We start from the raw sequence: 24,835 nt of genomic DNA on the forward strand, positions 1-24,835 counted from the left end.
GAAAGCGAAAGTTCAGTTGTTCAACAGGTTGTACACAGCGGCGTTCGCAGGCGCCACCTCCGCCGGCTTCGGGACCGTGACCTGCGCCGGCTTGCCCTGGTCGCGGTAGTCGACGGTCAGCGTGCGCTCGGCGGTGCCCGCATAGGCCGGGACCGTCACCCGCACCGAGGCCAGCCGCCCCTGGGCGTCGAGCGCCACCGTGAACGGTGCCGCCTTCGCGCGCTCGCCGAGCGCCGTGAGCCCCGCCTGGTCGGCGAGCCCGAGATCGCCGCCGCGCGTGAGGTCGTAGGCGCCTGTGATCCGGCCGCCGTCCTCGAGCCGGGCCGGCCCGACCCGGGCCACGAAGTCCTGGCTGCTGGTCGGGTCGTCGGTCTCGAACAGGCCGATGATCTCCGTGTGCGCCACCTTGGTCCGGTCGAACCGGTACGACTTCTTCGCGCTCACCCCCGCCGCCGGGATGCTCGTGCGGAAATACCGCTCGCCGCCCCCGAGCACGATCCCCTCGAGCGAGAACCTCACCCCGGACGCCACCGAGTCGAGGCGGGCCTGGCGCTTCCCGGCCGGGTCCACGACGCCGGTGACGGTGCCGTCGTCGATCTTCATCGTGTAGCCGTAGGCCGCCCCCTGCAGCGCCTTCACCGCCACCACCAGCGCATCCTTCCCGGCCGGGTCGGTCGATGCCGCCGCCGACGTGGAGCCGCCCCGGTCGCCGCCGCCTCCGCACCCGGCCAGCACGAGCGCCACGAGCATCGCCAGCACGACCCCGGCGACCCGGCCGCCGGAGCGCCGCCGCTCGACGGGGTCGGCCGCCGGTGCGCGGCCGGCGACCTCCAGCGAGCACACGGTGCGCGCGGCCAGCGTGGACGAGGGCGGCACGGACACGGCGACGAGCGGAGCCGGTGGCAGCCACAGCGCGAGGTGGTCGATGCGCATGCTCTTCCTCCCTGAATGAGCGGTCGACTACTCCCCTTCAACAGTTGATCGGTCGTTGCTGGTGCGGACACCGCTCGCCCCCGTTTTGCGAGCGGTGTCCCGGACGGTGGGGACATTAGTGAGGGGGTCTGACATTTTTGGGTTGTGGCAGGTCAGGGGTCGGCTGATATTGTACTGCCACATTCGGAGTTTTGTACTAGTACAAAAGGAGCATCGTGGAGACTTATCAGCAGACGGCACGCACCACGCCGCGGCGCATGCCCGAACGGGCCTCCTACGACGCCGCCCTGGTGCACTCGGTACTCGACGAGGCCTATGTCTGCCACGTCAGCTACGTCGCCGGGGGCGAGCCGCGGGTCCTGCCGACGCTGCACGCGCGCGTGGGCGACACCCTGTACCTGCACGGATCGACCGGCAGCCGCCCGATGCTCGCGGCGCGCGAGGACGGCCTGCCCGTGTGCGTCGCGGTGACGATCATCGACGGGCTGGTACTGGCCCGCTCGCAGTTCAACCACAGCGCCAACTACCGCTCGGTGATCGTGCACGGCACCGCGCGCCCCGTCACCGACGAGGACGAGCGCACCCGGGCGTTCGCCGCGCTGGTCGAGAAGGTGGCGCCGGGCCGCGACGCCGACTCCCGGCGCCCGAGCCGCCGGGAGTCCGCGCAGACCGCACTGCTCGCGCTGCCCCTCACCGAGGCCTCGGCCAAGGTCCGCGCGGGCGCGCCGAGCGACGACCCCGAAGACTTGACGTTGCCGCATTGGGCGGGAGTTGTACCGCTGGTGCTCACCCGGGGGCTGCCGGTGCCCGCGGAGGCTCAGGAGGTACCGCTGCCGGCTTATCTGCGTCCGGAGCGTGAGACGTGGCGGCGCCCGGTCGCGCTGCGGGGCCGTCACATCGTGCTGGAGCCCCTGGACCACGCGCACGCGCCCGAGCTCTTCGCGGCGCTCGACGACGCCGAGGTCTGGGCGCATCTGACGAGTCCGCGGCCCGCGTCCGCGCGCGAGATGGCCGCGATCGTGGCCGCGGCCCTGGCCGACCCCGAGCGCGTGCCGTTCGTGCAGCGCGAGGCCGCGACCGGGCGGGTCGTCGGGAGCACCTCGTACTACGCGGTCAGTCCGGTGCAGCGCGGCCTGGCCATCGGGCACACCATGGTCGGCCGGCCCTGGTGGCGCACCGCGGTCAACACCGAGTCGAAGCTGCTCATGCTGCGGCACGCATTCGACACGCTCGGCGCGCTGCGGGTGGAGTGGCACACCGACGTGCGCAACGAGCGGTCCCAGCGGGCGATCGAGCGGCTCGGCGCGCAGCGTGAGGGCATCATGCGCAGTCACCGCCGGCGGGCCGATGGCAGCCAGCGCGATACCGTGCTGTACTCCATGATCGCCGACGAATGGCCCGCCGCGCGGGAGCGGCTGGGCGCGGCGCTGGAGAACGGTGGCACTGGAGGCGTGGCGTGCTCGGCATCACCAACCCCTTGACGTACGTCCTCGGCACGCTGGCGATTGTGCTGCTGCCGGGGCCGAACTCGCTGTACGTGCTGTCGGTGGCCGCCCGGCGCGGGGTGCGCGACGGCTACCGGGGCGCCGCGGGCGTGTGGCTCGGCGACGCGCTGCTCATGACGCTGTCGGCAGGCGGCGTCGCGTCGCTGCTGCACGCCAACCCGTGGCTGTTCGGGATCGTGAAGTACCTCGGCGCCGGCTATCTGGCCTTCGTCGGCGTCCGGCTGGTGGTGAGCACGCTGCGGCGCCGGCGCGCCGAGGACGCCCCGCCGCCGGCCGCGCCCGCCGACCGGCCGTTCCGCCGGGCACTGGTGATCAGCCTGTTCAACCCGAAGGCGATCCTGTTCTTCGTTTCGTTCTTCATCCAGTTCGTGGACCCGGCGTACCCGCACCCGGCCGTGAGCTTTCTGGCGCTCGGCACAGTGGTGGAGGTGCTGAGCGCGTTGTACCTGACCGCGCTGATCTTCGGTGGGCAGTACCTGGCCGACCGGTTCCGGGCCCGGCGCCGGCTCGCCCAGGGGCTGACCACGCTGGTCGGGGGCGCGTTCCTGGCCTTCGGCGTGAAGCTGGCGACGTCGAGCCTCTCCTGAGGCCGCATCGGGGTCCCCCGCCTGGCCGGGCAGGGGACCTCTTCGGTGTGCAACACAGTAGCCAAACGTTCTAATTCGGGCAAATCGCCGCCGCTTCAGAAAAGTGTCGTACCCCCGGTGCAGGATTGGGGGCATGAAGGAGCTGGATGGTTTCGGAGCGGCGACCCGCGAGTGGTTCCGCGCGGCGTTCGCGGAGCCGACCAAGGCGCAGGCGGGTGCCTGGCGGGCGATCAGCGCCGGCCGGCACGCGCTGGTGGTCGCGCCGACCGGCTCCGGCAAGACCCTGGCCGCCTTCCTGTGGTCCCTCGACCAGCTGGCCGCGAAGCCGCCCGCCGAGCCGGCCCGCCGGTGCCGGGTGCTCTACATCAGCCCGCTCAAGGCCCTCGCAGTCGACGTCGAGCGCAACCTGCGGGCGCCGCTGGCCGGCATCCGGCAGGCCGCCGCCCGGCTCGGGCAGGAGCCGCCCGACATCCGGGTGGGGATGCGCACCGGCGACACGCCCGCCGACGAGCGCCGCGCCTTCACCCGCACCCCGCCCGACATCCTGATCACCACCCCCGAGTCGCTGTTCCTGCTGCTCACCTCGCAGGCGCGGGAGTCGCTGCGAGGGGTCGAGACCGTGATCATCGACGAGGTCCACGCGGTCTGCGCCACCAAGCGCGGGGCGCACCTGGCGCTGTCGCTGGAGCGGCTCGACGCCCTGCTGGAGCAGCCGGCCCAGCGCATCGGGCTCTCGGCGACAGTGCGGCCCATCGACGAGACCGCGCGGTTCCTGGGCGGGGCGGCGCCGGTCGAGATCGTCCAGCCGCCCAGTGCCAAGACCATCGAGGTCGAGGTACAGGTGCCGGTGGAGGACATGACGGCACTGGGCGAGACCACGCCCGGCGAGGACGACGACGGGGCGCCGCGGCAGGCGTCCATCTGGCCGGCGGTCGAGGAGCGGGTGCTCGACCTGATCCAGCAACACCGGTCGACGATCGTGTTCACCAACTCACGGCGCGGCGCCGAGCGGCTCTGCGCGCGGATCAACGAGCTGGCCGGGGCGCGCGCGGGCGTGCCGCAGCCCGAGCCGGTCAACCTCCCGGCCCAGATGATGGCCCAGGCCGGCATGGCCGGGGGCGCGCCACCGATCGTGGCCCGCGCCCACCACGGCAGCGTCTCGCGCGAGGAGCGCAAGCACATCGAGGAGGCGCTCAAGTCCGGGCAGTTGCCGGCCGTCGTGGCCACCTCCAGCCTGGAGCTCGGCATCGATATGGGCGCCGTCGACCTGGTGGTGCAGATCGAGGCGCCGCCGAGCGTCGCCGCCGGGCTGCAGCGGGTCGGCCGGGCCGGGCACCAGGTCGGGGCCGTCTCCCGCGGCGTCGTCTTCCCCAAGCACCGCGGCGACCTGGTCTCGTGCGCGGTCGTGGCCGAGCGCATGGTGCAGGGCGGCATCGAGGAGCTGCGCTACCCCCGCAACCCGCTCGACGTGCTGGCCCAGCAGATCGTCGCGATGGTCTCGATGGAGCCGTGGCCGGTCGACGGGCTGGCCGCGCTGGTGCGCCGGGCCGCCGTCTACGCCGACCTGCCCGACTCAGCGCTGTATGCGGTGCTGGACATGCTGGCCGGGCGCTACCCGTCGACCGCCTTCGCCGAGCTGCGGCCGCGCGTGGTCTGGGACCGCACCGAGGGGATGCTCTCCGGCCGGCCCGGGGCCCAGCGGCTCGCCGTCACCAGCGGCGGCACCATCCCCGACCGGGGCATGTTCGGGGTCTTCCTGGCCGGCGCCGAGAAGGCGGCCCGGGTCGGCGAGCTCGACGAGGAGATGGTCTACGAGTCGCGGGTCGGCGACGTGTTCCTGCTCGGCTCCACGTCGTGGCGGATCGAGGACATCACCCCCGACCGGGTGCTGGTCTCCCCCGCGCCCGGCGCCGCGGCGAAGATGCCGTTCTGGAAGGGCGACTCGCCGGGGCGGCCGGTGGAGCTGGGGCGGGCCATCGGGGCGCGGCTGCGCGGGTTCGTCAAGTCCGGCGACGAGGCGGCCCGGGCCCACCTGCGGGCCGGCGGGCTCGACGACTGGGCGGCCGACAACCTGCTGGCCTACCTGCGCGAGCAGCGGGAGGCGACCCGGCACCTGCCCGACGACCGCACCGTGCTGGTCGAGCGGTTCCGCGACGAGCTCGGCGACTGGCGGATGACCGTGCACTGCGTGCTCGGCGCGCGCGTCAACGCCCCGTGGGCGCTGGCCATCGGGCGGCGGCTGCAGGAGCGGTACGGCGTGGATGCCCAGGTCATGCCCAGCGACGACGGCATCGTGGTCCGGCTGCCCGACGTGGCCGAGGAGCCGCCCGGCGCCGACCTGGTCGCCTTCGACCCCGACGAGATCGCCGGGATCGTCGAGGAGACGGTCGGCACGTCGGCGATGTTCGCCGCCCGGTTCCGCGAGTGCGCGGCCCGGGCCCTGCTGCTGCCGCGCCGCGACCCGCGCCGCCGGCAGCCGCTGTGGCAGCAACGGCAGCGCTCCGCCCAGCTGCTCGACGTGGCCCGCGACTACGCCGACTTCCCGATCACCCTCGAGGCCGCCCGGGAGTGCCTGCAGGACGTGTTCGACGTCGCCGGGCTCGTCGGGGTGATGCGCGACGTCGCCGGGCGCAAGCTGCGGCTGGTCGAGGTGGAGACCGAGCGGCCCTCCCCGTTCGCGCGGTCGCTGCTGTTCGGGTACGTCGGGGCGTTCCTCTACGAGGGCGACGCGCCGCTGGCCGAGCGCCGCGCCGCCGCCCTCGCACTCGACCCGACCCTGCTCGCGGAGCTGCTCGGGCGGGTGGAGCTGCGGGAGCTGCTCGACCCGGCGGTGGTCGCCGAGACCGAGGCGAGCCTGCAGTGGCTAGGCGAGCAGCGCACCCCGCGCGACGCCGAGGACGTCGCCGAGATGCTGCGGGTGCTGGGCGACCTCGGCGACGAGGCGCTCGCGGCCCGCGGCGCCGACCCGGCCTGGGCGCGGGAGCTGGCCGAGCGGCGGCGCGCGATCGAGGTGCGGGTCGCCGGAGAGGCGCGCTGGATCACGGTCGAGGACGCCGGTCGGTACCGTGACGCCCTGGGCGTGGCGCTGCCGGTCGGCCTGCCCACGGCCTATCTCGAGCCGGTCGCCGACCCGCTCGGCGATCTGGTGAGCCGCTACGCGCGCACCCACGCGCCGTTCACCGCCATGGCGTGCGCGGCGCGGTTCGGGCTCGGCGTGTTCGTCGTCGAGCAGGCGCTGCGCCGGCTGCCCTCGGCCGTCTCCGGCGAGTTCTCGCCCGAGGGGGCCGGCACCGAGTGGTGCGACGCCGAGATCCTGCGCCTGCTGCGCCGCCGTTCGCTGGCCGCGCTGCGCCGCGAGATCGAACCGGTGCCGCCCCGCGTGCTGGCCCGCTTCCTGCCGCAGTGGCACCACATCGGGGCCTCCCGGGCCCGCGGCGTGGAGGCGGTCGCGTCGGCGATCGAGCAGCTGCAGGGGGTGGCGATGCCCGCCTCGGCGCTGGAGCGGCTCATCCTGCCGGCACGGGTCGCCGGCTACAGCCAGGCGTATCTCGACGAGCTCACCGCCTCCGGCGACCTGGTGTGGGCCGGCACCGGGGGCATCGGCGAGCACGACGGCTGGGTCAGCCTCGCCTTCGCCGACGCCGCGCCGCTGCTCCTGCCGCCGCCGTCGGAGGTGGGCGGGCCGCTGCACGAGGCGATCCTGGAGGCCCTCGCCAGCGGGCAGGCGCTGTTCTTCCGCGGGCTCGCCGAGACCATCCACGCGCCCGAGGATGAGCTCATCTCCGCCATCTGGGACCTCGTCTGGGCCGGCCACCTCTCCAACGACACCATCGCGCCGCTGCGCGCGAAGCTCGGCGGCGGCGGGGCCCACCGGTCGCGGCCCTCGACACCGAAGTCGCGGTACCGGCGGGCGGGCTCGCTGTCGCTCGGGCGCGCCTCGCTCGCCGTGGCCCGCACCGGGCCGCCGACGGCCGCGGGCCGGTGGTACCGGCTGCCCGAGCGCGACCTCGACCCGACCCGGCGCGCCACCGCCAACGCCGAGCTGCTCCTCGACCGGCACGGGGTCGTGACCCGCGGGGCCGTCATGGCCGAGGACCTGCCGGGCGCGTTCGCCGGGGTCTACCCGGTGCTCGCGGCGATGGAGGAGCGGGGCGCGGCCCGGCGCGGGTACTTCGTCGAGGGGCTCGGCGCCGCCCAGTTCGCGCTGCCGGGGGCGGTCGACCGCCTGCGCGGCGGCAGCGAGCACCGCGACGCGCTCGTGCTGGCCGCGACGGACCCGGCCAACCCGTACGGCGCGGCCCTGCCCTGGCCCGAGCGCGTCGTCGACGCCGGGGACGGCGAGCGGTCCGGCCACCGGGCGGGTCGCAAGGCCGGCTCGCTGATCGTGACCGTGGGCGGCGACCTGATCCTGTACGTCGAGCGCGGCGGCCGCACCCTCCTGTCCTACGCCGACGACCCGGAGCTGCTCGCCCTGGCCGCGAAGGCGTTGGCGGACGCGGTGCACGGGGGCGCGCTGGGCGCGATGTCCGTCGAACGCGCGGACGGCGAGTCGATCCTGCAGTCGCCGTTGCGGGATGCGTTGGCGAGCGCCGGGTTCCGGAGCACGCCGAGGGGCTTGCGGCTACGCGGCTGAACACGCCCGCGCCGCGCAGTCCAGCGCAGCGCGACGGTCGCACGGCACGGCACGGCGCGGGCGGTGCGCGGCGCTGCCGGAAGGTGCTGTGCGCGATGGAAGTGCGAGGTCGCGGCGCGGGATTGCCGAGGCGTGCTGGACGGGTCGGCGCGAAGGGCGGCCGGGTCCGTGGTGGTCATCATTCGGTGGGCGCGGGCCGTGGACGCCTGTCGTCGGGGTCCGGAGCATGGCGCCTGCGGCGCTTGTCCGGCCGTCCGGGTCAGTAGGTGATTGTCAACCGGGAACCTGGGGTGGCTGACAAGCGCGTTGCCGCGTTGCCGCCGTTCACTGCCACTGCCACGAAACCCGCCGAGTCCGCGAAGACCAGCAGGGTGTTCGGCTCCGCGCCGCCGAAGGTTGTGGTCTTCCGGGCCGGGCTCCCGTTGACCTCGACCGACGCCGGGAGCTGGGCCAGGGCCCCGGCCGGGGCGGCCAGTTGCACGTTGCCGAAGTGGTCCACCGTCTGGACGTCGGACACCAGGCGGCCGGGGGCCTGCTCGACGTACAACGGCGGGAGTTTCACCGGGTCGGTGATCTCCTCGCCGGCGTCTCGCAGCGTGGCGCCCGCGACGAGGTGGGCGGCCACCGGGGCGAAGATGTCGCGGCCGTGGAAGGTCGCCGAGACCTCGTCGGCGAACCATGCGCGGTTCGTCAGGTGTACCGCCGTCGTCACGCCGCCCAGGGCCTCGGCCGCCGGGAGCAGGAGGCCGTTGTCCGGGCCCACCAGGTAGCCGCCCGGCGTTGCCAATGCGATCGGGCGGCGCTCGGTGCCCACGCCGGGGTCGACCACGGCGAGGTGGACGGCGCGCGGTAGCGACGGGACGGTCTGGGCCAGGATCGCGGCGCCGCGGCGGACGTCGCCCGGTGGGATCAGGTGGGTGATGTCCAGGATTCGGGCCTGCGGGGCCCGGACGGCCAGAACGCCGTGGCAGGACGCCACAAAGCCGTCGGACAGGCCGTAGTCCGTCGTGAAGGAGATCATCGCGATAGTGTCCGGGTCCATGCGGCTTTGCGTGTTCACCGAGCCTCAACTGGGGGCTACGTACGAGGACCAGCTCGCCATCGCGCGGCGGGCTGAGGAGCTCGGGTTCGAGGCGTTCTTCCGGTCCGACCACTACCTAACCATGGCCGGCGACGGGATGCCGGGGCCGACCGACTCGTGGGTGACGCTCGGCGCGCTCGCGCGGGAGACCTCGACGATCCGGCTCGGCACGCTCGTGACGTCGGCGACGTTCCGGCTTCCGGGGCCGCTCGCGATCGCGGTCGCGCAGGTCGACGCGATGAGTGGCGGGCGGGTCGAGCTGGGGCTCGGCACGGGGTGGTACGAGCGGGAGCACAGCGCGTACGGGATCCCGTTCCCGCCGGTGGCCGAACGCTTCGATCGGCTCACCGAGCAGCTGGAGATCATCAAGGGGTTCTGGGCGACGCCGGCGGGGAGCACGTACAGCTTCGAAGGGCGCTACTACGACGTCGTCGAATCGCCGGCGCTGCCCAAGCCGGCGCAGCCCGGAGGGCCGCCGGTGATCATCGGCGGGAAGGGGCCGAAGCGCACGCCGCGGCTCGCGGCGCGCTACGCCGACGAGTTCAACGTGCCGTTCTCCTCGCTGGATGACACCGACGCGCAGTACCGGCGGGTGGTCGAGGCGATCGAGGCCGAGGGCCGCGACGGGCGGGCGCCGATCGTGTTCTCCTTCGCCCAGACGATCGTGTGCGGTGCGGACGAGGCCGCGGTCCGCCGGCGCGCGGAGGCGGTCGGGCTGGACCCCGCCGGCCCGCAGCCCGGTCAGCTGTACGGCACGCCCGAACACATCGCCGAGCAGATCCACGGCTTCGTGAAGGCCGGCGCCTCCCGCGCGTTCCTGCAGCTGATGGACCTGCGCGACCTCGAGCACCTGGAGCTGATCGCGGCCGAGGTGGCGCCGCTGCTGGCGTAGGCGGTACATCGCCGGAAATGCGGGCAGTGCCCGGCGGTGCCGCGCCAGACCCCGCCGCCGGGCAGTCCGCTGAGGAAGTTGCAACAGGGCATGGCGCTCGGTGGCGTGCTCCTGCTGATGGTGGCGGCTCTCGCGGTACCGCTGCAGGAGCCCAGATTCACCAGGGTGCTGTGCGTGGACGACGACGTGCAGGCCCGCGCCGTGGCCGGGCTCGCCAACTTCTCGGCGTGGCTGCGGCGCAACCACGCGACCGGGTTCATCGGCGAGATCGGGTGGCCCGGCGACCGGGACACGGAGCAGTGGAGCCGGGTCGCCGAGGCGTGGTACGAGGCGGCCGACGCGGTCGGGCTCCCGGTCACGGCCTGGGCGGCGGGCACCTGGCCGGCGAACTACCCGATGGCGGTGTACCGCCCGGTCGCGCAGGGCTCGCGGGTCGACGTGCCCGGGCCGCAGGCGCGCGTCGTCGAGCGGCACGGCAGTACACCCGGATATCTGCGCGGCGTGAACCTGGCCGCGGGCTCGTTCGCCACCTCGGACAGCAACGGCGGCTTCGGCACCACGAACCCGGGCCGCTACGGGTGGGACTACACGTACGAGACGCCGTCGAGCTACGGGTTCCTGGCCGGCCGCGGCGTGCGCCTGGTGCGGCTGGCGGTCAACTGGGAGCGGCTCCAGCCGCGGCCGTTCGGCCCGCTGGACGAGGCCGAGCTCGCGCGGGTGCGCGACGCGCTGCGCCACGCCCGCGCGGCCGGGCTCGCGGTCATCATCGACCTGCACAACTACGGCGACTACGCGCTCGGGGGCGGCACCGCCGGCCCGCCGCGGATGCTGCGGCTGGGCGAGTTCGCGCTGCCGACGACGGCGCTGGCGGACTTCTGGCGGCGGCTGAGCGCCGCGGCCGACGACCCGTCGGTGATCGGGCTCGGACTGCTCAACGAGCCGACGCGGCTGGCCGCCGACGGGCGCGCGGGCGCGCTGATCTGGCAGCGTGCGGCGCAGGAGGCGGTCGACGCCATCCGCGCGACCGGGGACCAGCGGGCGATCCTCGTCAGCGGGTACGTACCCATGGGGCCGCCCTCGTGGGGCGAGATGCACCCGGTCGCGTGGATCCGGGACCCGGCGCACCGGGTGGCCTACGAGTCGCATGCGTACTTCGACCACGACGGCAGCGGGCACTACTGGATGTCGTACGCCGACGAGCTGCGCAGCGTCACGTGGCCCGCGCCCGCGCGCTGCCAGCGGTTGACGCCGATGGGCCGCCAGGTGCTCACTGGCTAGGTGACCTTGGTACGAGCGGCCGGGCCGGACGACCTCGACGCCGCGCTCGCGGTGTGGCGGGCCGCCAACGAGGCCCGCGGCCACGCGCCCGCGCCCGCGCGGATCGAGCGGGTGCGGCAGAAGCTGCGCGACGCGGACGCGCTCGTCGTCGTGGCCGTCGACGGGGACGAGGCGGTGGCGATGGGCCTGGCCGAGCCGGGCCGGGCGGACGACGGTGCGGGGGCGCCGATCCCGGGGTACGGCCACGTCTCCATGGTCTTCGTCGCGCCCGCGCGCTGGGGCCGGGGCGTCGGCGGCCTCGTGCTCGACGCGCTGCACGGGGCCGGATGGGCGCGCACGACCCTGTGGACGCGGACGGGCAACGCGCGGGCGCGGCGGCTGTACGAGAAGGCCGGGTACCGCCCCACCGGCCGCACATCGACGCTGGCGGGTGACGGGATCATGCAGTTCGAGCGGATCGGTTAGCCTCTACACGTCATGAGGCGTTGGGCGTTACTGCTGATCGGGCTCGGCGTAGGTCTCTTCGCCGGGTCGCAGCTCGCCGCGTCCCGGGCCCAGAGCACCGCCCTGTGGACCGGGGTGGCCGCGACCGTCGTCGGGCTCATCATGGTCGCCGCGAGCGGGCCGCCGGCCGCCGAGGAGAGCGAGGACGGCCTCCCGTCGTTCGCCGCGCTCGGGCCGCGCGTCGAGAGCATCCTGCGCCTGGCCGAGGAGCAGGCGGCCGACCAGATCCGGCAGGCCGAGAAGGACGCCCGCAAGGTGCGTGCCCGGGTCGAGAGCGGGCTGTGGGCCGTGCTGCGCGAGGGCGACGACGGCGAGCGGTACGAGGTGGCCCGGCTCGAGTCGCGCTCGGACGCCGACTCGGTGGTCGCCGCGCTCGAGGCCCGCGGGCACCTGCAGCGCTACTCCGTGGCCCCGGCCGGCGGCTGAGCGGACGTGCCCGAGGGCGACACCGTCTGGAACACCGCGCGCGTGCTCGGCGCGGCGATCACCGGCCAGACCATCACGCGCAGCGACTTCCGGGTGCCGCAGCTCGCCGCGGCCGACCTGTCCGGCTGGACCGTCGCCGAGTCCGCGTGCCGGGGCAAGCACCTGCTATTGCGGCTCACCAAGGACGGCCGGGAGCCGCTCACCCTGCACTCCCACCTGCGCATGGACGGCGCCTGGCGCACGTACGAGCCGGGCGAGCGCTGGACCGGGCGGCCCGCGCACCTGATCCGTGTGGTCCTGCACACGCCGGCCGCGGTCGCCGTCGGCTTTCACCTGCACGAGCTCGCCCTGGCGCCAACCCGCGAGGAGGCGCGGCTCGTCGGGCACCTCGGCCCGGACCTGATGGGCGAGGACTGGGACGGCGAGGAGGCCGTGCGCCGGCTGCTCGCCAAGCCCGAGCGCTGGGTGGCCGACGCGCTGCTGGACCAGCGCAACCTGGCCGGGATCGGCAACCTTTACAAGGCCGAGACGCTGTTCCTGCGCGGCGTGTCACCGTGGACGCCGGTCGGCGCGGTCGCGGACCCGGCCGCCCTGGTCGCGAAGGCCCACGCGCTGCTGAACTCCAACCGCGGCCGCTGGACCCAGTCCACGACGGGCTCACTGCGCCGCGACGAGACGAACTGGGTGTTCGAGCGCGCCGGTCAGCCGTGCCGGAGGTGCCGTACCACCATCCGCCGCTGGACGGGCGGCGACCATGACCGCATCACGTACTGGTGCCCGCACTGCCAGCCCGGGAACGGCCCGCCCGAGCGCGGGTGACGACGCGGCCGCACGAGCACGAGGTCACCCTCGGCGTCGAGGTCGACAAGCCAGAAGCCCTGGTTGTCGTACGGCATGTGCACCTTCGTGACGCTACGCAGCGCGCCTCGGAATGCCCCTCGCCCTAAGCCAAATTTGAAGCCCTGTTATTCGCAACGTATCCACACTGACCATTCGGCGGTTGTCACCCCCGTGACCGGGGCGCGGCGGGTCGGCGACCACGGGGTAGGGTGCTGCCCGTACGTCTCATGGGGAGGGGCGCGATGGACCACGGCCTGACCCGGCGCGGCCTGCTCGCCGGGTTGCTCGCGGCGGCCACGGTGACTGCCTGTGATAGCGCTCCCAGCGCCAGCCCGGCCCCCACCGACTCGTTCAACCCGCCCCAGGACCAGCCGCTCGCGACCTGGGAGCTCACCGGCGGCCTGACCGCGGCCGGGATCGCCGCCCTCCGCCCGCCCCGCCTCGTCGTCTACGGCGACGGCGACGCGATCGCGGACGCCACCTACCACTCCCGCCTCGACCGCGACCAGCTGCGCACCCTCGCCAACGGCCTCGCGGACGACCTGCGCGCCAGCGTCTCACAGAAGAAGCCCACGCCGACCCCGACGATCGCCGACGCGCCCGTCACCAAGGTCTCGGTGTGGACGCCGACGGGTCCGCTGGCCTTTACGGCCGAGGGGCTCGACGAGCTGAAACCCGATCACGTGTACCCGGCTGTGCTCTACAACGCCCGCGACCGCCTCGCCACCGTGCACAGGACCGTGTCCGCGACCGCGCAGCCGTACCTCGCGACCCGGGTCCGCGTCGTGGCGGTGCCTGCGCTGGAGGGGCAGGCGGGCACCGGCTCCCCGATCGTGCCCGACCCGAGCCCGACGGCGACGGCGAACCCGTGGCCGACGGGCATCACGCTGCCGTCGCCGGACTCGGAGGGCCTGCGGCGCACCGACCTGGACGGCGACGCGGCGCGGGCGGCGGTGCGGATGCTGACCCGCGACCTGGACCAGCGGGGGGCCTGGCCGTCGTACCGCATGACGGACGGCACCGTTGTGCGGGCGAGCTGGCGTTACCTGCTGCCGACGGAGTGATCCACGAAAAGTCGGGCACTCCGTGCCACGACTTTTCGGATTTATCGCCTGACAGGGTATAAGTCGGATAAGTCCGATACGAAGTGTCGGACTTATCCGGTTCGCGCCGTGTCGGGGCCCGACTTATCCAGTTCGCGCCGTGTCGGGGCCCGACTTATCCAGTTCGCGCCGTGTCGGGTCAGCGCGGTCCGCGCCCGATTCGGCCGGCGACGGTCAGGCGGTTTGTGCGCGCGGGGTGGTCTGCGGGTTGCGCAGGTCGGCCAGGGCCTCCGCGACCCCGCGCAGGAACGCCGTCGCGTCCGCGAGGCTGCCCACCGCCGCGTTGTCCTCCGCGACGCACCCGGCGGCCGCGGTCACGAACTGCTCGTAGGCCGTGACGCCGTGCTCCAGCTGCTCGGCCAGCACGCGATGGGCCGGGCGCAACGCGTTGCCGGACGGGCCGATGCGCATCGTGCGCTCGACCGAGGCGCAGCGCTGGGCGAGGTCGCGCAGCTGGCGCTCGGCCACGGCGGCGTCGAGCACGGCGCCCTCGGCGGCGGGTCCGAGCCGGCCCACGAGGCCGCCGAGCATCGTCGCGGCGCGGTCGAGGCGGCGCCACGGCTCGGCGACCGTGAGGCCCCGGAGCTTGTAGAACTCGCGCTGGCGGTCGAACTCGGCGATCGCGGAGCGGCCGGCGGGGAGGCGCTGGACCATCCCGACGAGCTTTTCCCGGGCCAGGGTGCCGGCGAGCGCCGGATCGGGCTCCGGCGGTACCGGTAACGCCCGGAAGGCCCGGAAGTCGACCCATCGCCACCAGGTGATGGCGATGGAGCCGCCGGCCGCGGCCGCCCAGAACGCGTCGGGCAGGCCCAGGCCGCTGTACGGCACGAGGATGGCGGTCGCCCCGGTGAGCAGGCCCGCGCGCACGGACCAGCCCCGGGCGGAGCGGTGCAGCTTGCGCAGCCGCTTGAGGTGCTTGCTCCGATCGTTGGCCATGACCCGCCCCCGTCCCCGGTCAGCCCGCGCTGGCCGAGTCTCCCGCCTGCTTGTCCTTCATGCTGGCCCGGATCTCGTCGAGCCGAGAGACGCTGGCGTCCTTGGTCCCGGTCGACGCGACGGCGGGCGTCTCCGGCGCGGCGGCCAGCTGCTCGCCGGCCATGCTCGCGCGGATCTGGTCGAGCCGGGAGCTGCCCGCCATGTCGAGGGTCGAGCGCTGCACCTCGAGCATGCGGCCCTCCACCGAGTTCGAGGCGAGCTCGGCGCGGCCCATCGCGTTGGCGTACCGACGCTCGATCTTCTCCCGCACCTCGTCGAGCGACGGGGTGTTGCCGGGGGCGGCGAGGCCGCTCATCGACTCGAGGGACTTGGCGACGGTCTCCTGCATCTTGGCCTGCTCGAGCTGGCTGAGCAGCTTCGTGCGCTCGGCGAGCTTCTGCTGGAGCATCATGGCGTTGTTCTCGACGGCCTTACGCGCCTGGGCGGCGGCGTTGAGCGACTGGTCGTGGAGGGACTTGAGGTCCTCCATGCCCTGCTCGGCGGCGACGAGCTGGGTGGCGAACACCTGCGCCGTCTGCTCGTACTGCGTGGCCTTGGCCTCGTCGCCCTCGGCACGCGACTTGTCGGCGAGCACGAGCGCCTGACGGGCCGAGCCCTGCAGCTTCTCGACCTCGGACATCTGCCGGGACAGCCGCATCTCCAGCTGCCGCTGGTTGCCGATCACCGCCGCGGCCTGCTGCACGAGCGCCTGGTGCTGACGCTGCGCGTCCTCGATCGCCTGCTGGATCTGCACCTTCGGATCGGCGTACTCGTCGATCTTGGCACCGAACAGCGCCATGAGGTACTTCCAGCCCTTAGCGAACGGATTCGCCATCTCGCGGTCCTCTCTCGGCCAGCACAAGAACGTGCGGCTTCTATCGTGTCAGGCTCGCGCTAGAGCGTCACGCCCGGTTGGAGGCCAACCCCCCGAAAATTCGCGCCAGACCCGTACATTGCGGACACAAGTCAGGGGGATCTCAGGGCTGTGGGCCCGGGACATCCCCGCCCGAGAGGGCCGAGCGCGACAGCCGCTCGGCCTCGGCCAGGCCCGCGCGCAGGCCCTCAAGATCGTTCGTGAGCTCCGCCACCTTGGACGCGGTCAGTGGCGCGCCGCCGACCGTAGTCGCGTGCAGGGCGACCAGCTCCGCCATCCGGGCCACCAGGCCCTCCATGCCCAGCACCGCGGACTGCATGCGGGCCAGCAGCATCTCACGGGCCTCACGCAGCCGCTGGCCGACGTCGAGCTGGTCCGCGACCGCGCGCCGAGCCCGCTCCCGCTCGTCGCGCAACGGACCCGGCGCGAGGCCGGACAGCCCGCGCTGCAGCTGGTTGTAGTCCTGCCGCAGCCGCTGCGTGTTGATCCCCGACGCCGTCTGGTCGATGAGCGTCACCTGCCCCGCGAACCGCGCCAGATCGGACAGGGCCCCGGCGGCCGAGTCGTCGACCTCGGAGATCTGGCCCCGCAGGATCGGATCGCCGGTGCCTTCCGCCTGCCGGCGCAGCGTGCGTACCGCGGCCTCGGCGCGCTTGAGCCAGCGCTCGGCGTCGCTACCGCGCGGCGGCGCGGGCAGGTTCGGCGGCGGCGCGGCGGACAGCGGCTTGGGCGAGGACCCGCCACGGTCGGTGAGAACGCCGAGGACGACCCGGATCCCGTACACCGCGCCCGCGACCGCGAGCCCGACCGGCACCCCGACCAGCAGGCCCGCCGGGGTGAGGGCGGCCGCGACCGCGCCGCCCATCCCGCCGAGCACGCCCGCGGCCACGAGCCCCCACGGCTCGGTCAGCTGCTCCTTGACGCCCACGACCGTAAGTGTGCCCCTTCGGTTGAAGGATCAGAAGTTGCTGAGGACATTCACGAGCACGTTGTTGATCGTCGTCGGATCGCTCGCGTCGTAGGCGGCCGCGCGCGAGGCCGAGGAGATCTTCTGCAGCACGCCGATGTCGGCCTGCCCGCCGTAGGCGATGGTGAACACGCGGACCGGGATCTCCTTGTCCGACGTGTCGACGTCGCGGACGAGGGCGTCGAGGTCGCTGTCCTTCGGGTACTCGTTCTTGCCGTCCGTGAGCACCACGACGGCGTTGATCCGGCTCGGGTCGGACAACTCGACCATCTTGCGCTGCGCGGCCCGCGTGGTGGCGTACAGGGCCGTGCCGCCCTCGGCGCTGAGCGAGTTGATGACCTGTTCCAGCTTCGCCTTGTTGCCCGAGAGCCCGGCGACGGGGACCTGTTCGGTGTACGGCGTGGTGGCCCCCGCGACCTCGGTCGAGAACGTCCACAGCCCGACCTCGTCGTCCGGCGCCAGCAGCGTCAGCGACTGCAGCGCGGCCTGCTTCGCCAGCTGCATGCGGGTCTGGCCGTTGCCGGCGTCGTTGTTCATCGAGCCCGAGACGTCGACCACAAGCAGTACCTTGGCCCGCTTGCGCTGCGCGTCCCACGTGCTCAGCGCCTTCTCGAGCACCTGCGGCGACGGCGGGTCGATCACGGTGAACTTCGCGTCCGGCAGCAGCCCGTTGTCGCGGGTGACCGCCGAGCCCGCCTTGCCTTCGAAGGTACGGAAGGCCAGGTCCGTGAAGCGCTTCTGCTGCGCCCCGTCGCGTACGTAGGCGAGGAAGTCGGCCGCCGCGGCCTTCTGCTCGTCGCTGGCGTTGGTCAGCACCACGTACGGGTGGTCGCTGACCAGCGTGCCCTCCTTGGGGTAGATCGCGACGAGCGGCACCCGCGGCTTGGTCCCCTTGCCGGCCAGCGCCGGGTCGCCGGTCGGGTTGCCGGTGTTGTAGTCGTAGACCGACTTCTCCTCGACCGCGACGGCGCTGACGTAGTTGAGCCCGCGCCCGCCCTGGTCGGCGGCGAGCTGGTTGGACAGGAACGTCAGGGTGGTGTCGCCGTAGTGCACGACGCTGGACTCCACCGACTTGACGTACTGCAGCACCTTCGGGTCGGCGAGGTCCTTGTCGGTGAGGTCGGTCGAGCGCCCGGTGGCGGCGAAGTACGCGCCGACCGTGGCGTTGAGACCCGACGTGGAGAAGTGCGGGTTGGTCTTGCCGAGCCGGAACCGGCCCCACTCCGGGTGGCCCTTGGAGCCCCAGCCGTTCGGGTCGTTGATCAGCCCGAAGACGTCGCCCCAGCCGATGGGCTTGTCCGGCCACCCGAGCGCTTCGGCCATCGGTTTGGGCATGGCGAGTACCAGCGGGGACTGCGCGATCATCGGGAGCTTGCCGTCGGGGACCAGCCCGCCCTTGTCGCCGCTGGCCAGGCGCTGCTTGAGCAGCGCGACCCACGACGCCGACGCGGGGGTCCAGACCGCCGGCTGCGGCCCGTCCTTCTTGACGTCCCACCCGGTCGCGAGCGCCTCGAGCGCCGCGCCGGAGGCCTTCGTCTGCACCACGGGGTCGGCGCACTTGCCGTCGAAGCGCCGGTCGGACTTGATGTAGCTCTTCGCGAACTCCGTCATCAGCGCGGCCTTCTCGCTGGACGCGGTGATGTTCAGAGTGGTGCAGCCCTCACGGCGCGGGGAGTCGGCCTTGGAGTCGTTGCCGTCGTCGCCGCGGTTGGCCAGGAAGAGGTACACGCCGCAGATCGCGAACACCCCGATCACCGCGGCGATGATGATCGGTAGGGGGTTGCGCCGCCGGTTCGGGTAGCTCACGGGTCGTTCGCCTCCGCGCTGCCGTACTGTGATCCGCGCCCCCGTGGGCGCGGCACCAGTGTGGCAGAGCGCGTCGAGTCCCGATCAAGCCGCGCCGCGTTGCCCCGGCCCGCTCAGGCGGCGGCCGGGTGCCTCCAGGACTTCAGGCGGCGACCCGGTGCCTACGAGGCTTCAGGCGGGCGGCCGAGTGCCCCGAGTAGCTCAGGCGGCGTAGACGACGTCGCGCTCGCGGTCGGCCGGGCCTCGCGTCGCGCGCAGGGTGGTCCGCAGCGGACCATCGTGGCGTACCGCCACCGAAAGCTTGGCATCGGCGGCGACCTTCGCCTTGGGCGCACCGCGCACGAGCCGGGCCTGGGGGCCGTCGGCGGACGCGTCGGCCGCGGGGACCGCCTCACCCGAACCGGAGTCCGGCACGGGCTCGGGCGCGCCGACCGGCACGAGCACCGGCGGCAGGTCCTCGGCCAGGGCCAGGGTGTCGCTCACATCACGCAGCACCTCGGACAACGCGGCGCCCAGGGCCTCACAGATCGCGGCCAGCAGCTCGCTGGACGCCTCCTTCTGGCCGCGCTCGATCTCCGAGAGGTATCCGAGGCTCACGTTCGCCGCGGTTGACACCTCACGAAGGGTCCGGTGCTGGGCCTGCCGTCGCGCTCGCAGCGCGTCACCGATCACCCGACGAAGCAGCACGGTGGCACCCCCTCTGACGCAGCTGGCAAGACCGCGAAAAAACTGGTACCCGTCACGGTACCTGGTGCGAAGCCGATCGACACCCTGCCCCGCCGTTATAAGACAGCCAGGGTCTCCGCGAGCAGCCTCACGGCGGCCTCGACGGCGCCGCACCGCACCGCCGCCCGGTCGCCCGGAAGGGTGAACTCCCGCACCTCGACCCGGTCCGGCTCGCCGTGCGCGGCCGGTGGCCCGACCACCGCGACGTACACCCGGCCGACCGGCTGACCAGCCTGTGAGTCCGGTCCCGCGACCCCGGTCGTGGCGGCCGCCCAGTCCGAGCCGCACCGCTCCCGAGCCCCGGCCGCCAGCGCCGCAGCGACGGCGGGGTCGACGGGCCCGTGCGAAGAAAGCAGCGGCGGCGGTACCCCGAGAAGCTTCGCCTTCAACTCTGTCGCGTACGCCACGATCCCGCCCCGGAAGACCCGGCTCGCCCCTGGCACCTCGACGAAGGCCGCCGCGAGCAGCCCGCCGGTCAGCGACTCGGCCACGGCGAGGGTCTCGCCGCGCTCCTTGAGGGCCGCGAGGATCGCGCCCGCCCGCTCCGTGTCCACCCGAGTTCCTTCCGCGACGAAAGCGACAACCGCTCCCCTCTCTTTACTCCGCCGCCGCCTCCACCTCAATCACCGTGCAATCCGGTGAATACCCTGACAGGCGAAAAATCCGACATGTCGCGGCGCGGAGCGCCCGACATGTCGGTCGAATCACCCGTGGGCGAGACCACGGCGGGCCGCAGGCGCACCAGGACCTGTCCACGACGCGACCACCGGCGGGGCCACGACCGGCGCCGCACAAGGGCCGATCGACAACCCACCCGTCGAGCCGACGCCGCACAAGGGTCGATCGACAACCCACCCGTCGAGTCGGGCCACGGCCAGAACCGCCCGCCCGTCGACGCGGCAGCCGTTGCACGCCCGTCACGCTCAGGGCTCGCCCGCGCGCCGGACAAATCGGTCGAACTACCCTCAGGCGACCGGCTCGTCCGCCTGCGGAGCCACGGCCGGCGCCGCTCCGGGCACCGGTAACACCGCTCCCCCACCGCGGGCCAATGACGCCCGCCGAAGCCGGATCGCCCGCAGGACGTAGTCGGCCCCGGTGACCACCGTCACCACGACGGCCGCGAACATGAGCCACGGGCCGATCTGCGCGAGGCCATGGGGCAGCGGCGTGAGGTACCAGCCGATCGCCAGAATCTGCAGTGCCGTCTTCACCTTGCCGCCCCGGCTCGCGGGGATGACCCCGTGCCGGATGACCCAGAAGCGCAGGGCCGTGACGCCCCACTCGCGGACGAGGATGACCGCCGTCACCCACCAGGGCAGCTTGTCGTAGAAGGACAGCAGCACGAGCGCGGCGCCGGTCAGGGCCTTGTCCGCGATCGGGTCGGCGACCTTGCCGAAGGAGGTGACGAGGTTGTGCGCGCGGGCGATCCACCCGTCGACGTAGTCGGTGGCGCAGGCCACGATGAAGGTCAAGCCCGCGGCGACCTGCCAGGCGTCGTGGGTCATGCGGCTGGCCACGACGCACAGCACGAAGACCGGCACGAGCACCATGCGCACGACCGTGAGGACGTTCGCCGCGTTGAGCAGCGGCGGGGGCTTGACCGAGGTCATGGCGCCGCCGGGCTGAGCAGCTCGGTCGGGGTCGCGACCAGGTCGACGCCGACGCTCTCGACGACCTTGGCGCGCACAAGGTCGCCGGGGCGCAGCGACGCCGGGTCGAGGTTGCCGCCCGCCACGAGGGTCGTGGAGCCGTCGACCTCGGGGGCCTGGTGGGCCCCGCGGCCCTCGACGTCGACGCCGTCGGGGTGGCGCTCGACGGTGTCGACGAGCACGTCGACGATCGAGCCGACGCGGTCGCCGGCGCGCTGGGCGCAGAGCTCCTCGGCGAGGGCGCTCATCCAGTCGTACCGCTTCTTGACCGTGCTCGCCGGGACCTTGTCCGGCAGCCCGGCCGCCTCGGTGCCGTCCTCGTCGCTGTAGTCGAACACGCCGATCGCGTCGAGCCGGGCCTCGGTGAGGAAGCGCGCGAGCTCGTCGACGTCCTCGCGGGTCTCCCCGGGGAAGCCGACGATGACGTTGCTACGGGCGCCCGCCTCCGGGTCGAGCTTGCGCGCGGCCGTGAGCAGGTCGAGGAAGCGCTCGGTGGAGCCGAAGCGGCGCATGCGGCGCAGGACGGGCTCGCTGGAGTGCTGGAAGGACAGGTCGAAGTAGGGCGCGACGCCCGGCGTGGTGGCGATCGCCTCGATGAGCCCGGGCCGGGTCTCGGCCGGCTGCAGGTACGACACGCGCACCCGCACGATCCCGGCGGTCCCGGCCAGCTGCGGCAGCAGCTTCTCCAGCAGGCGGGGGTCGCCGAGGTCCTTGCCGTAGGAGGTCGAGTTCTCGCTCACCAGCACCAGCTCGCGCACGCCGTTGGCGCCGAGCCACTCGGCCTCGGCCAGGATCTCGTCCGGCGTGCGGGAGACGAACGCCCCGCGGAAGGACGGAATGGCGCAGAACGCGCACCGGCGGTCGCAGCCGCTGGCCAGCTTCAGCGGCGCGACGGGCCCCTGGTCGAGCCGCTGCCGCATCACCCCGCGCAGGTGGGCCGGCAGGTGTCCGGGTGTGACGACCGTCGCCTCCCGGCGGGCGACCGGGGTGAGCGGCAGCAACGTGCGCCGGTCGCGCGGGGTGTGCGACGGGATGGTCTCGCCCGCCAGGATCGCGTCCAGGCGGGCGGCCATGTCCGGATAGTGGTCGAAGCCGAGCACCGCGTCGGCCTCGGGCAGCTCGCCGGCGAGCTGCTCGCCGTAGCGCTCGGCGAGGCAGCCGGTCGCCACGACCTTGGCGCCGGTGTCGGACGCGGCCAGCAGGGTGTCGATCGAGTCCTGCTTGGCCTTGGCCACGAACCCGCAGGTGTTCACCAGCACGACGTCGGCGTCGGTACCGTCGGTCGTCACCGACCACCCGCCGTCGGCGAGCCGGGCGGCGAGCTCCTCGGAGTCCACCTCGTTGCGGGCACAGCCCAGGGTGAGCAGGGCTACGCGGCGGTCAGCGTTGGTGGACATGCTGTCGAGGGTACCGACCGGGGCTGACATTTTGCGGAGCGGATCCGGCCTCACGGAGCCGGGAATACGTCCCGGAACGTAAACGCCTTCGGCGTCGGCCCGCCACCGCGCAGCAGCTCAAGGCGTTCGCGGGCCTCGCCCAGGCCCGGCCGGTGCCCAGGCGGCACCCACCACAGCACCATGTGCGGCTCGCCCAGGGGGACGAACCACTCCCGGCGTCGTCGCAGAACGTCGAGATGACCACTACGGAAGGTGTACTCGCGCAGCGCCTCCAACGACGTCCAGACGGACATGTTCACCATCAGGTCCCCGCCGAACGGCCGCAAAGAGGTGGCGTCGGCGCCGCTGTCGTCCACGAGCCGCCACACGAAGCCGGGGTACTCGTCGGCAACCGCGTTGATCCGGTCGATGTCGGCGTAGAAGCCGGCCATGCGCGGGTCGTCGCGCGGCCCCACGGGCACGCCGACGTTGAGCTGAGCAAGCTGAGCGGTCATAGGCGGCAGTCTAAAGCAAACTTCCATTGTTTTTAGTACCGTCCGGGTCTCGATCGACAACCACACAGCACCCTTCGGGCCGGGGATCGATCCGCGCCCCGCCCCCGAGCGCACCCTGCAGCAGCGCGAGGTTGGCCCCGCAGACGGCGCCCGGATGCGCGCGCGCCACGGAGTCGAACGGGCAGTTACGCAGGCGCCACACGTCGCCATCGGCGTACGGCTCGTACCCGAGCCCGCGCAGCGTCTCCTCGACCGACCCGCCCGCGAGCCGCGCCCCGGTACGCCGCGCGGCCGCGTAGAGCGCGGGCTCGATCCCCGCCTCGTCGACGGCCTCCGCGAGGACCTCGGCGAGGACGCGGTACCCGCGCGGCGGAAGACTCACGGAGTGCTCGGCCGCGGAGCGCCGGTACAACTTCGAGGGCCGCCCCGCCCCGGGCCCGCTACGCCCCCCGAGCCGCGCGAACGCCACGTCGAGGAGCCCGGCCTCGGCGAGCCTGTCGAGGTGGTGCGCGGCGAGCGTGCGCCCGATCCCGAGCGCCTCGGCCACCTGATCCCGACTGACGGCGCCCCCGGCCGCGGCCACGTGCTCGTACACGGCCCGCCGCCGCGGATCGGCCAGCGCCCCGAGGGCATCAATCTGCTCGTCCGGCACGGCTCCAACTATTGCAGCAGCCAGCCCCCACCGTCGCGCGTCACCACGCCGAGCTCAGACACACCGCGCGCGCGTCCCACGCCGCGCGGACAGGCCCGACCACGCCCAGCCCCGGGCGGACACCCCACCCCAGACACCACCAGCACCGCCACCGCGCGGACACACCGCCCACACCCCCACACCAGCAAAGTCGCCGCGACCGCGCGACATGCCGCCCAGGCCTGCGCACCAGCGGCGCCGTCGCGACCGCGCGGGGCGTGGCGTGGCGCGCTCGACCCGCTACAGCAGCAGCGTCGCCGCGATCGTCAGGGTCGCCATGGACAGGCCGGTCGACGCCACGATGACGTCGCGGGCGAAGGTGCCGTCCACTGCGTACGCACGCGCGAAGACGAACGTGTTCTGCGCCGTCGGGAGGGCCGCGCACAGCACGGCCGCGACCAGGGCCGGCCCGGTCAGCCCGAAGACGAGGCGCGCCAGGACGAAGCAGAGCAGGGGCTGCAGGAGCGATTTCAGCAGTACCGCCAGCGCCACCTCCACCGGCCTCCGCGCCTCGCCGTCGTTGCCCTGCCGCGGCACCAGCGACAGCCCGAGCGCGACGAGCGCCGACGGCACCGCCGCGTTCCCGAGCAGCGCGACCGCGTCGCCCACGAGGCGGGGCAGGTGCACGTGGGCGGCGCCGAGCACGACGCCGGCGAGGCAGGCGAGCATCACCGGACTGCGCAGCGGCACGGTGAGCAGCCGCCGCCACCGCCCGGTCGCGTGCTCGCTCTGTGCGACGTCGAGCGTGCCCAGGATCAGCGGCGTGAGGATGCTGGTCTGGATCAGCAGTACCACGGCGATGAAGCCGGCGTTGCCCAGCACCTGCACCATGACGGGGATGCCGAGGTTGCCGGCGTTGACGTACCCGCAGGCCATGCCCGCGATGGTCTGCTCCGCGAGCGGCCGCTTGAACACCCACCGCGCCGCGCAGAAGCCGGCGCCGCCGATGACCAGCGTGGCGATCGAGAAGGCGGCGACGGCCTTACCCGCGGGGCCGCCGATCGGCTGCCGCGTGAGCGTGTTGAGCAGCGCCGCGGGCATCGCCACGTAGAAGACGAAGCGGCCGAGCACATCGACGGCGGCGGGCCCGAGCACCTTGCTCCGCCCGGCCGCGTACCCGACGGCCGTGAGCGCCCAGATCGGCACGAAGGCGGCGAGCACCTACCGGCTTCCCCGCGCCGTGACCGCGACCGTGACCGGGATCAGGACCAGGATCGGGAAACGAGCCGCCGCAGCGCCCGCACCCCGCAAAGCCCAAACGGCCGTCCGCGCCATCGCCCAGACGCTAGTCAATCGCCCGGAGGACCGCCATGGCCGCGCCACCGAGGGAGGCCACCGCCACAGCAACCCCGACCCGTGTCAGGGCGCTGACCGCCCCATGTCAGCGGCGGCCCGCATGGTGGTGGCACAACAACCGCTACGAAGGAGCGCCCACCATGTCGATCACCCTCACCGACCAGGACCAGAACACCAT

Annotated in this window: 21 protein-coding genes and 1 pseudogene; 9 read left to right on the plus strand and 13 right to left on the minus strand. The window is 73.4% G+C overall.

From position 1 onward, the window contains the following. Positions 1-12: 12 nt before the first annotated feature. A complete protein-coding gene (locus AB0B76_RS46745; RefSeq protein ID WP_360388787.1) occupies positions 13-933 on the minus strand; it encodes a hypothetical protein in 921 nt (306 codons plus the stop codon). Positions 934-1,190: 257 nt separating this feature from the next. Here AB0B76_RS46745 and AB0B76_RS46750 point away from each other — a divergent pair, with 257 nt between their 5' ends. From AB0B76_RS46750 to AB0B76_RS46760, 3 genes are all read left to right on the plus strand, one after another. Further along, entirely contained in the window at positions 1,191-2,414 is a 1,224-nt protein-coding gene (locus AB0B76_RS46750) for a bifunctional pyridoxamine 5'-phosphate oxidase family protein/GNAT family N-acetyltransferase (RefSeq protein ID WP_360388856.1), read from the plus strand. Then, entirely contained in the window at positions 2,327-3,025 is a 699-nt protein-coding gene (gene leuE, locus AB0B76_RS46755; protein WP_360388790.1) for a leucine efflux protein LeuE, read from the plus strand. Before AB0B76_RS46750 ends, leuE begins: the two co-directional genes overlap by 88 nt. Positions 3,026-3,158: 133 nt before the next feature. Next, positions 3,159-7,658: an ATP-dependent helicase gene (locus AB0B76_RS46760; RefSeq protein ID WP_360388793.1), complete on the plus strand. Its 4,500-nt coding sequence runs from the start codon at positions 3,159-3,161 to the stop codon at positions 7,656-7,658. A gap of 259 nt (positions 7,659-7,917) precedes the next feature. On the opposite strand, the gene AB0B76_RS46765 is transcribed toward AB0B76_RS46760, so the two are convergent. Further along, complete coding sequence (locus AB0B76_RS46765; protein ID WP_360388795.1) at positions 7,918-8,700, minus strand: SAM-dependent chlorinase/fluorinase; 783 nt, start codon at positions 8,698-8,700, stop codon at positions 7,918-7,920. On the opposite strand from AB0B76_RS46765, the gene AB0B76_RS46770 reads away from it, so the two are divergent. The 6 genes from AB0B76_RS46770 to AB0B76_RS46795 all read left to right on the plus strand — a co-directional run bounded on the left by AB0B76_RS46770 (position 8,699) and on the right by AB0B76_RS46795 (position 13,743). Next, positions 8,699-9,631, plus strand: coding sequence for an LLM class F420-dependent oxidoreductase (locus AB0B76_RS46770; RefSeq protein ID WP_360388798.1), 933 nt, complete (start codon positions 8,699-8,701; stop codon positions 9,629-9,631). The genes AB0B76_RS46765 and AB0B76_RS46770 overlap by 2 nt on opposite strands. Positions 9,632-9,721: 90 nt before the next feature. Next, on the plus strand, positions 9,722-10,909 hold the full coding sequence (locus AB0B76_RS46775) for a cellulase family glycosylhydrolase (RefSeq protein ID WP_360388800.1): 1,188 nt from the start codon (positions 9,722-9,724) through the stop codon (positions 10,907-10,909). Next, positions 10,910-11,374: a GNAT family N-acetyltransferase gene (locus tag AB0B76_RS46780; protein WP_360388803.1), complete on the plus strand. Its 465-nt coding sequence runs from the start codon at positions 10,910-10,912 to the stop codon at positions 11,372-11,374. A gap of 12 nt (positions 11,375-11,386) precedes the next feature. Then, positions 11,387-11,839, plus strand: a complete 453-nt coding sequence (locus tag AB0B76_RS46785; protein WP_360388806.1) for a hypothetical protein — start codon at positions 11,387-11,389, stop codon at positions 11,837-11,839. A gap of 6 nt (positions 11,840-11,845) precedes the next feature. Continuing rightward, positions 11,846-12,658 carry a DNA-formamidopyrimidine glycosylase family protein gene (locus AB0B76_RS46790; protein WP_360388809.1) on the plus strand — a complete coding sequence of 271 codons (813 nt, stop codon included), beginning with the start codon at positions 11,846-11,848 and terminating at the stop codon, positions 12,656-12,658. 263 nt (positions 12,659-12,921) lie between these two features. After that, complete coding sequence (locus AB0B76_RS46795; RefSeq protein ID WP_360388812.1) at positions 12,922-13,743, plus strand: hypothetical protein; 822 nt, start codon at positions 12,922-12,924, stop codon at positions 13,741-13,743. 213 nt (positions 13,744-13,956) lie between these two features. Here the strand turns inward: AB0B76_RS46795 and AB0B76_RS46800 are convergent, their stop codons facing one another. From AB0B76_RS46800 to AB0B76_RS46850, 11 genes and pseudogenes are all read right to left on the minus strand, one after another. Further along, on the minus strand, positions 13,957-14,718 hold the full coding sequence (locus AB0B76_RS46800) for a hypothetical protein (protein ID WP_360388815.1): 762 nt from the start codon (positions 14,716-14,718) through the stop codon (positions 13,957-13,959). Positions 14,719-14,737: 19 nt separating this feature from the next. Next, positions 14,738-15,592, minus strand: coding sequence for a PspA/IM30 family protein (locus tag AB0B76_RS46805; protein ID WP_360388818.1), 855 nt, complete (start codon positions 15,590-15,592; stop codon positions 14,738-14,740). Positions 15,593-15,734: 142 nt separating this feature from the next. Then, positions 15,735-16,559 (minus strand): hypothetical protein, encoded by an 825-nt coding sequence (locus AB0B76_RS46810; RefSeq protein ID WP_360388820.1) that lies wholly within the window; start codon positions 16,557-16,559, stop codon positions 15,735-15,737. A gap of 30 nt (positions 16,560-16,589) precedes the next feature. Further along, entirely contained in the window at positions 16,590-18,404 is a 1,815-nt protein-coding gene (locus AB0B76_RS46815; RefSeq protein ID WP_360388823.1) for a substrate-binding and VWA domain-containing protein, read from the minus strand. Positions 18,405-18,605: 201 nt separating this feature from the next. Beyond that, entirely contained in the window at positions 18,606-19,091 is a 486-nt protein-coding gene (locus AB0B76_RS46820; RefSeq protein ID WP_360388826.1) for a helix-turn-helix transcriptional regulator, read from the minus strand. A 95-nt stretch (positions 19,092-19,186) separates the two neighbouring features. Further along, positions 19,187-19,684 (minus strand): CinA family protein, encoded by a 498-nt coding sequence (locus AB0B76_RS46825; protein ID WP_360388829.1) that lies wholly within the window; start codon positions 19,682-19,684, stop codon positions 19,187-19,189. Between the two features lie 495 nt (positions 19,685-20,179). After that, positions 20,180-20,740, minus strand: a pseudogene (gene pgsA, locus AB0B76_RS46830) (CDP-diacylglycerol--glycerol-3-phosphate 3-phosphatidyltransferase); the annotation flags it as partial. Continuing rightward, positions 20,737-22,176 (minus strand): 30S ribosomal protein S12 methylthiotransferase RimO, encoded by a 1,440-nt coding sequence (gene rimO / locus AB0B76_RS46835; protein WP_360388832.1) that lies wholly within the window; start codon positions 22,174-22,176, stop codon positions 20,737-20,739. The pseudogene pgsA and the gene rimO, both read right to left, overlap by 4 nt. Positions 22,177-22,226: 50 nt before the next feature. Then, positions 22,227-22,670: a DUF3291 domain-containing protein gene (locus AB0B76_RS46840; RefSeq protein ID WP_360388834.1), complete on the minus strand. Its 444-nt coding sequence runs from the start codon at positions 22,668-22,670 to the stop codon at positions 22,227-22,229. A gap of 10 nt (positions 22,671-22,680) precedes the next feature. After that, positions 22,681-23,322 (minus strand): helix-turn-helix domain-containing protein, encoded by a 642-nt coding sequence (locus AB0B76_RS46845; RefSeq protein WP_360388837.1) that lies wholly within the window; start codon positions 23,320-23,322, stop codon positions 22,681-22,683. Positions 23,323-23,601: 279 nt separating this feature from the next. Beyond that, complete coding sequence (locus AB0B76_RS46850) at positions 23,602-24,522, minus strand: AEC family transporter (protein WP_360388840.1); 921 nt, start codon at positions 24,520-24,522, stop codon at positions 23,602-23,604. Positions 24,523-24,835 lie beyond the last annotated feature (313 nt).

The organism is Dactylosporangium sp. NPDC049140 (assembly GCF_040648435.1).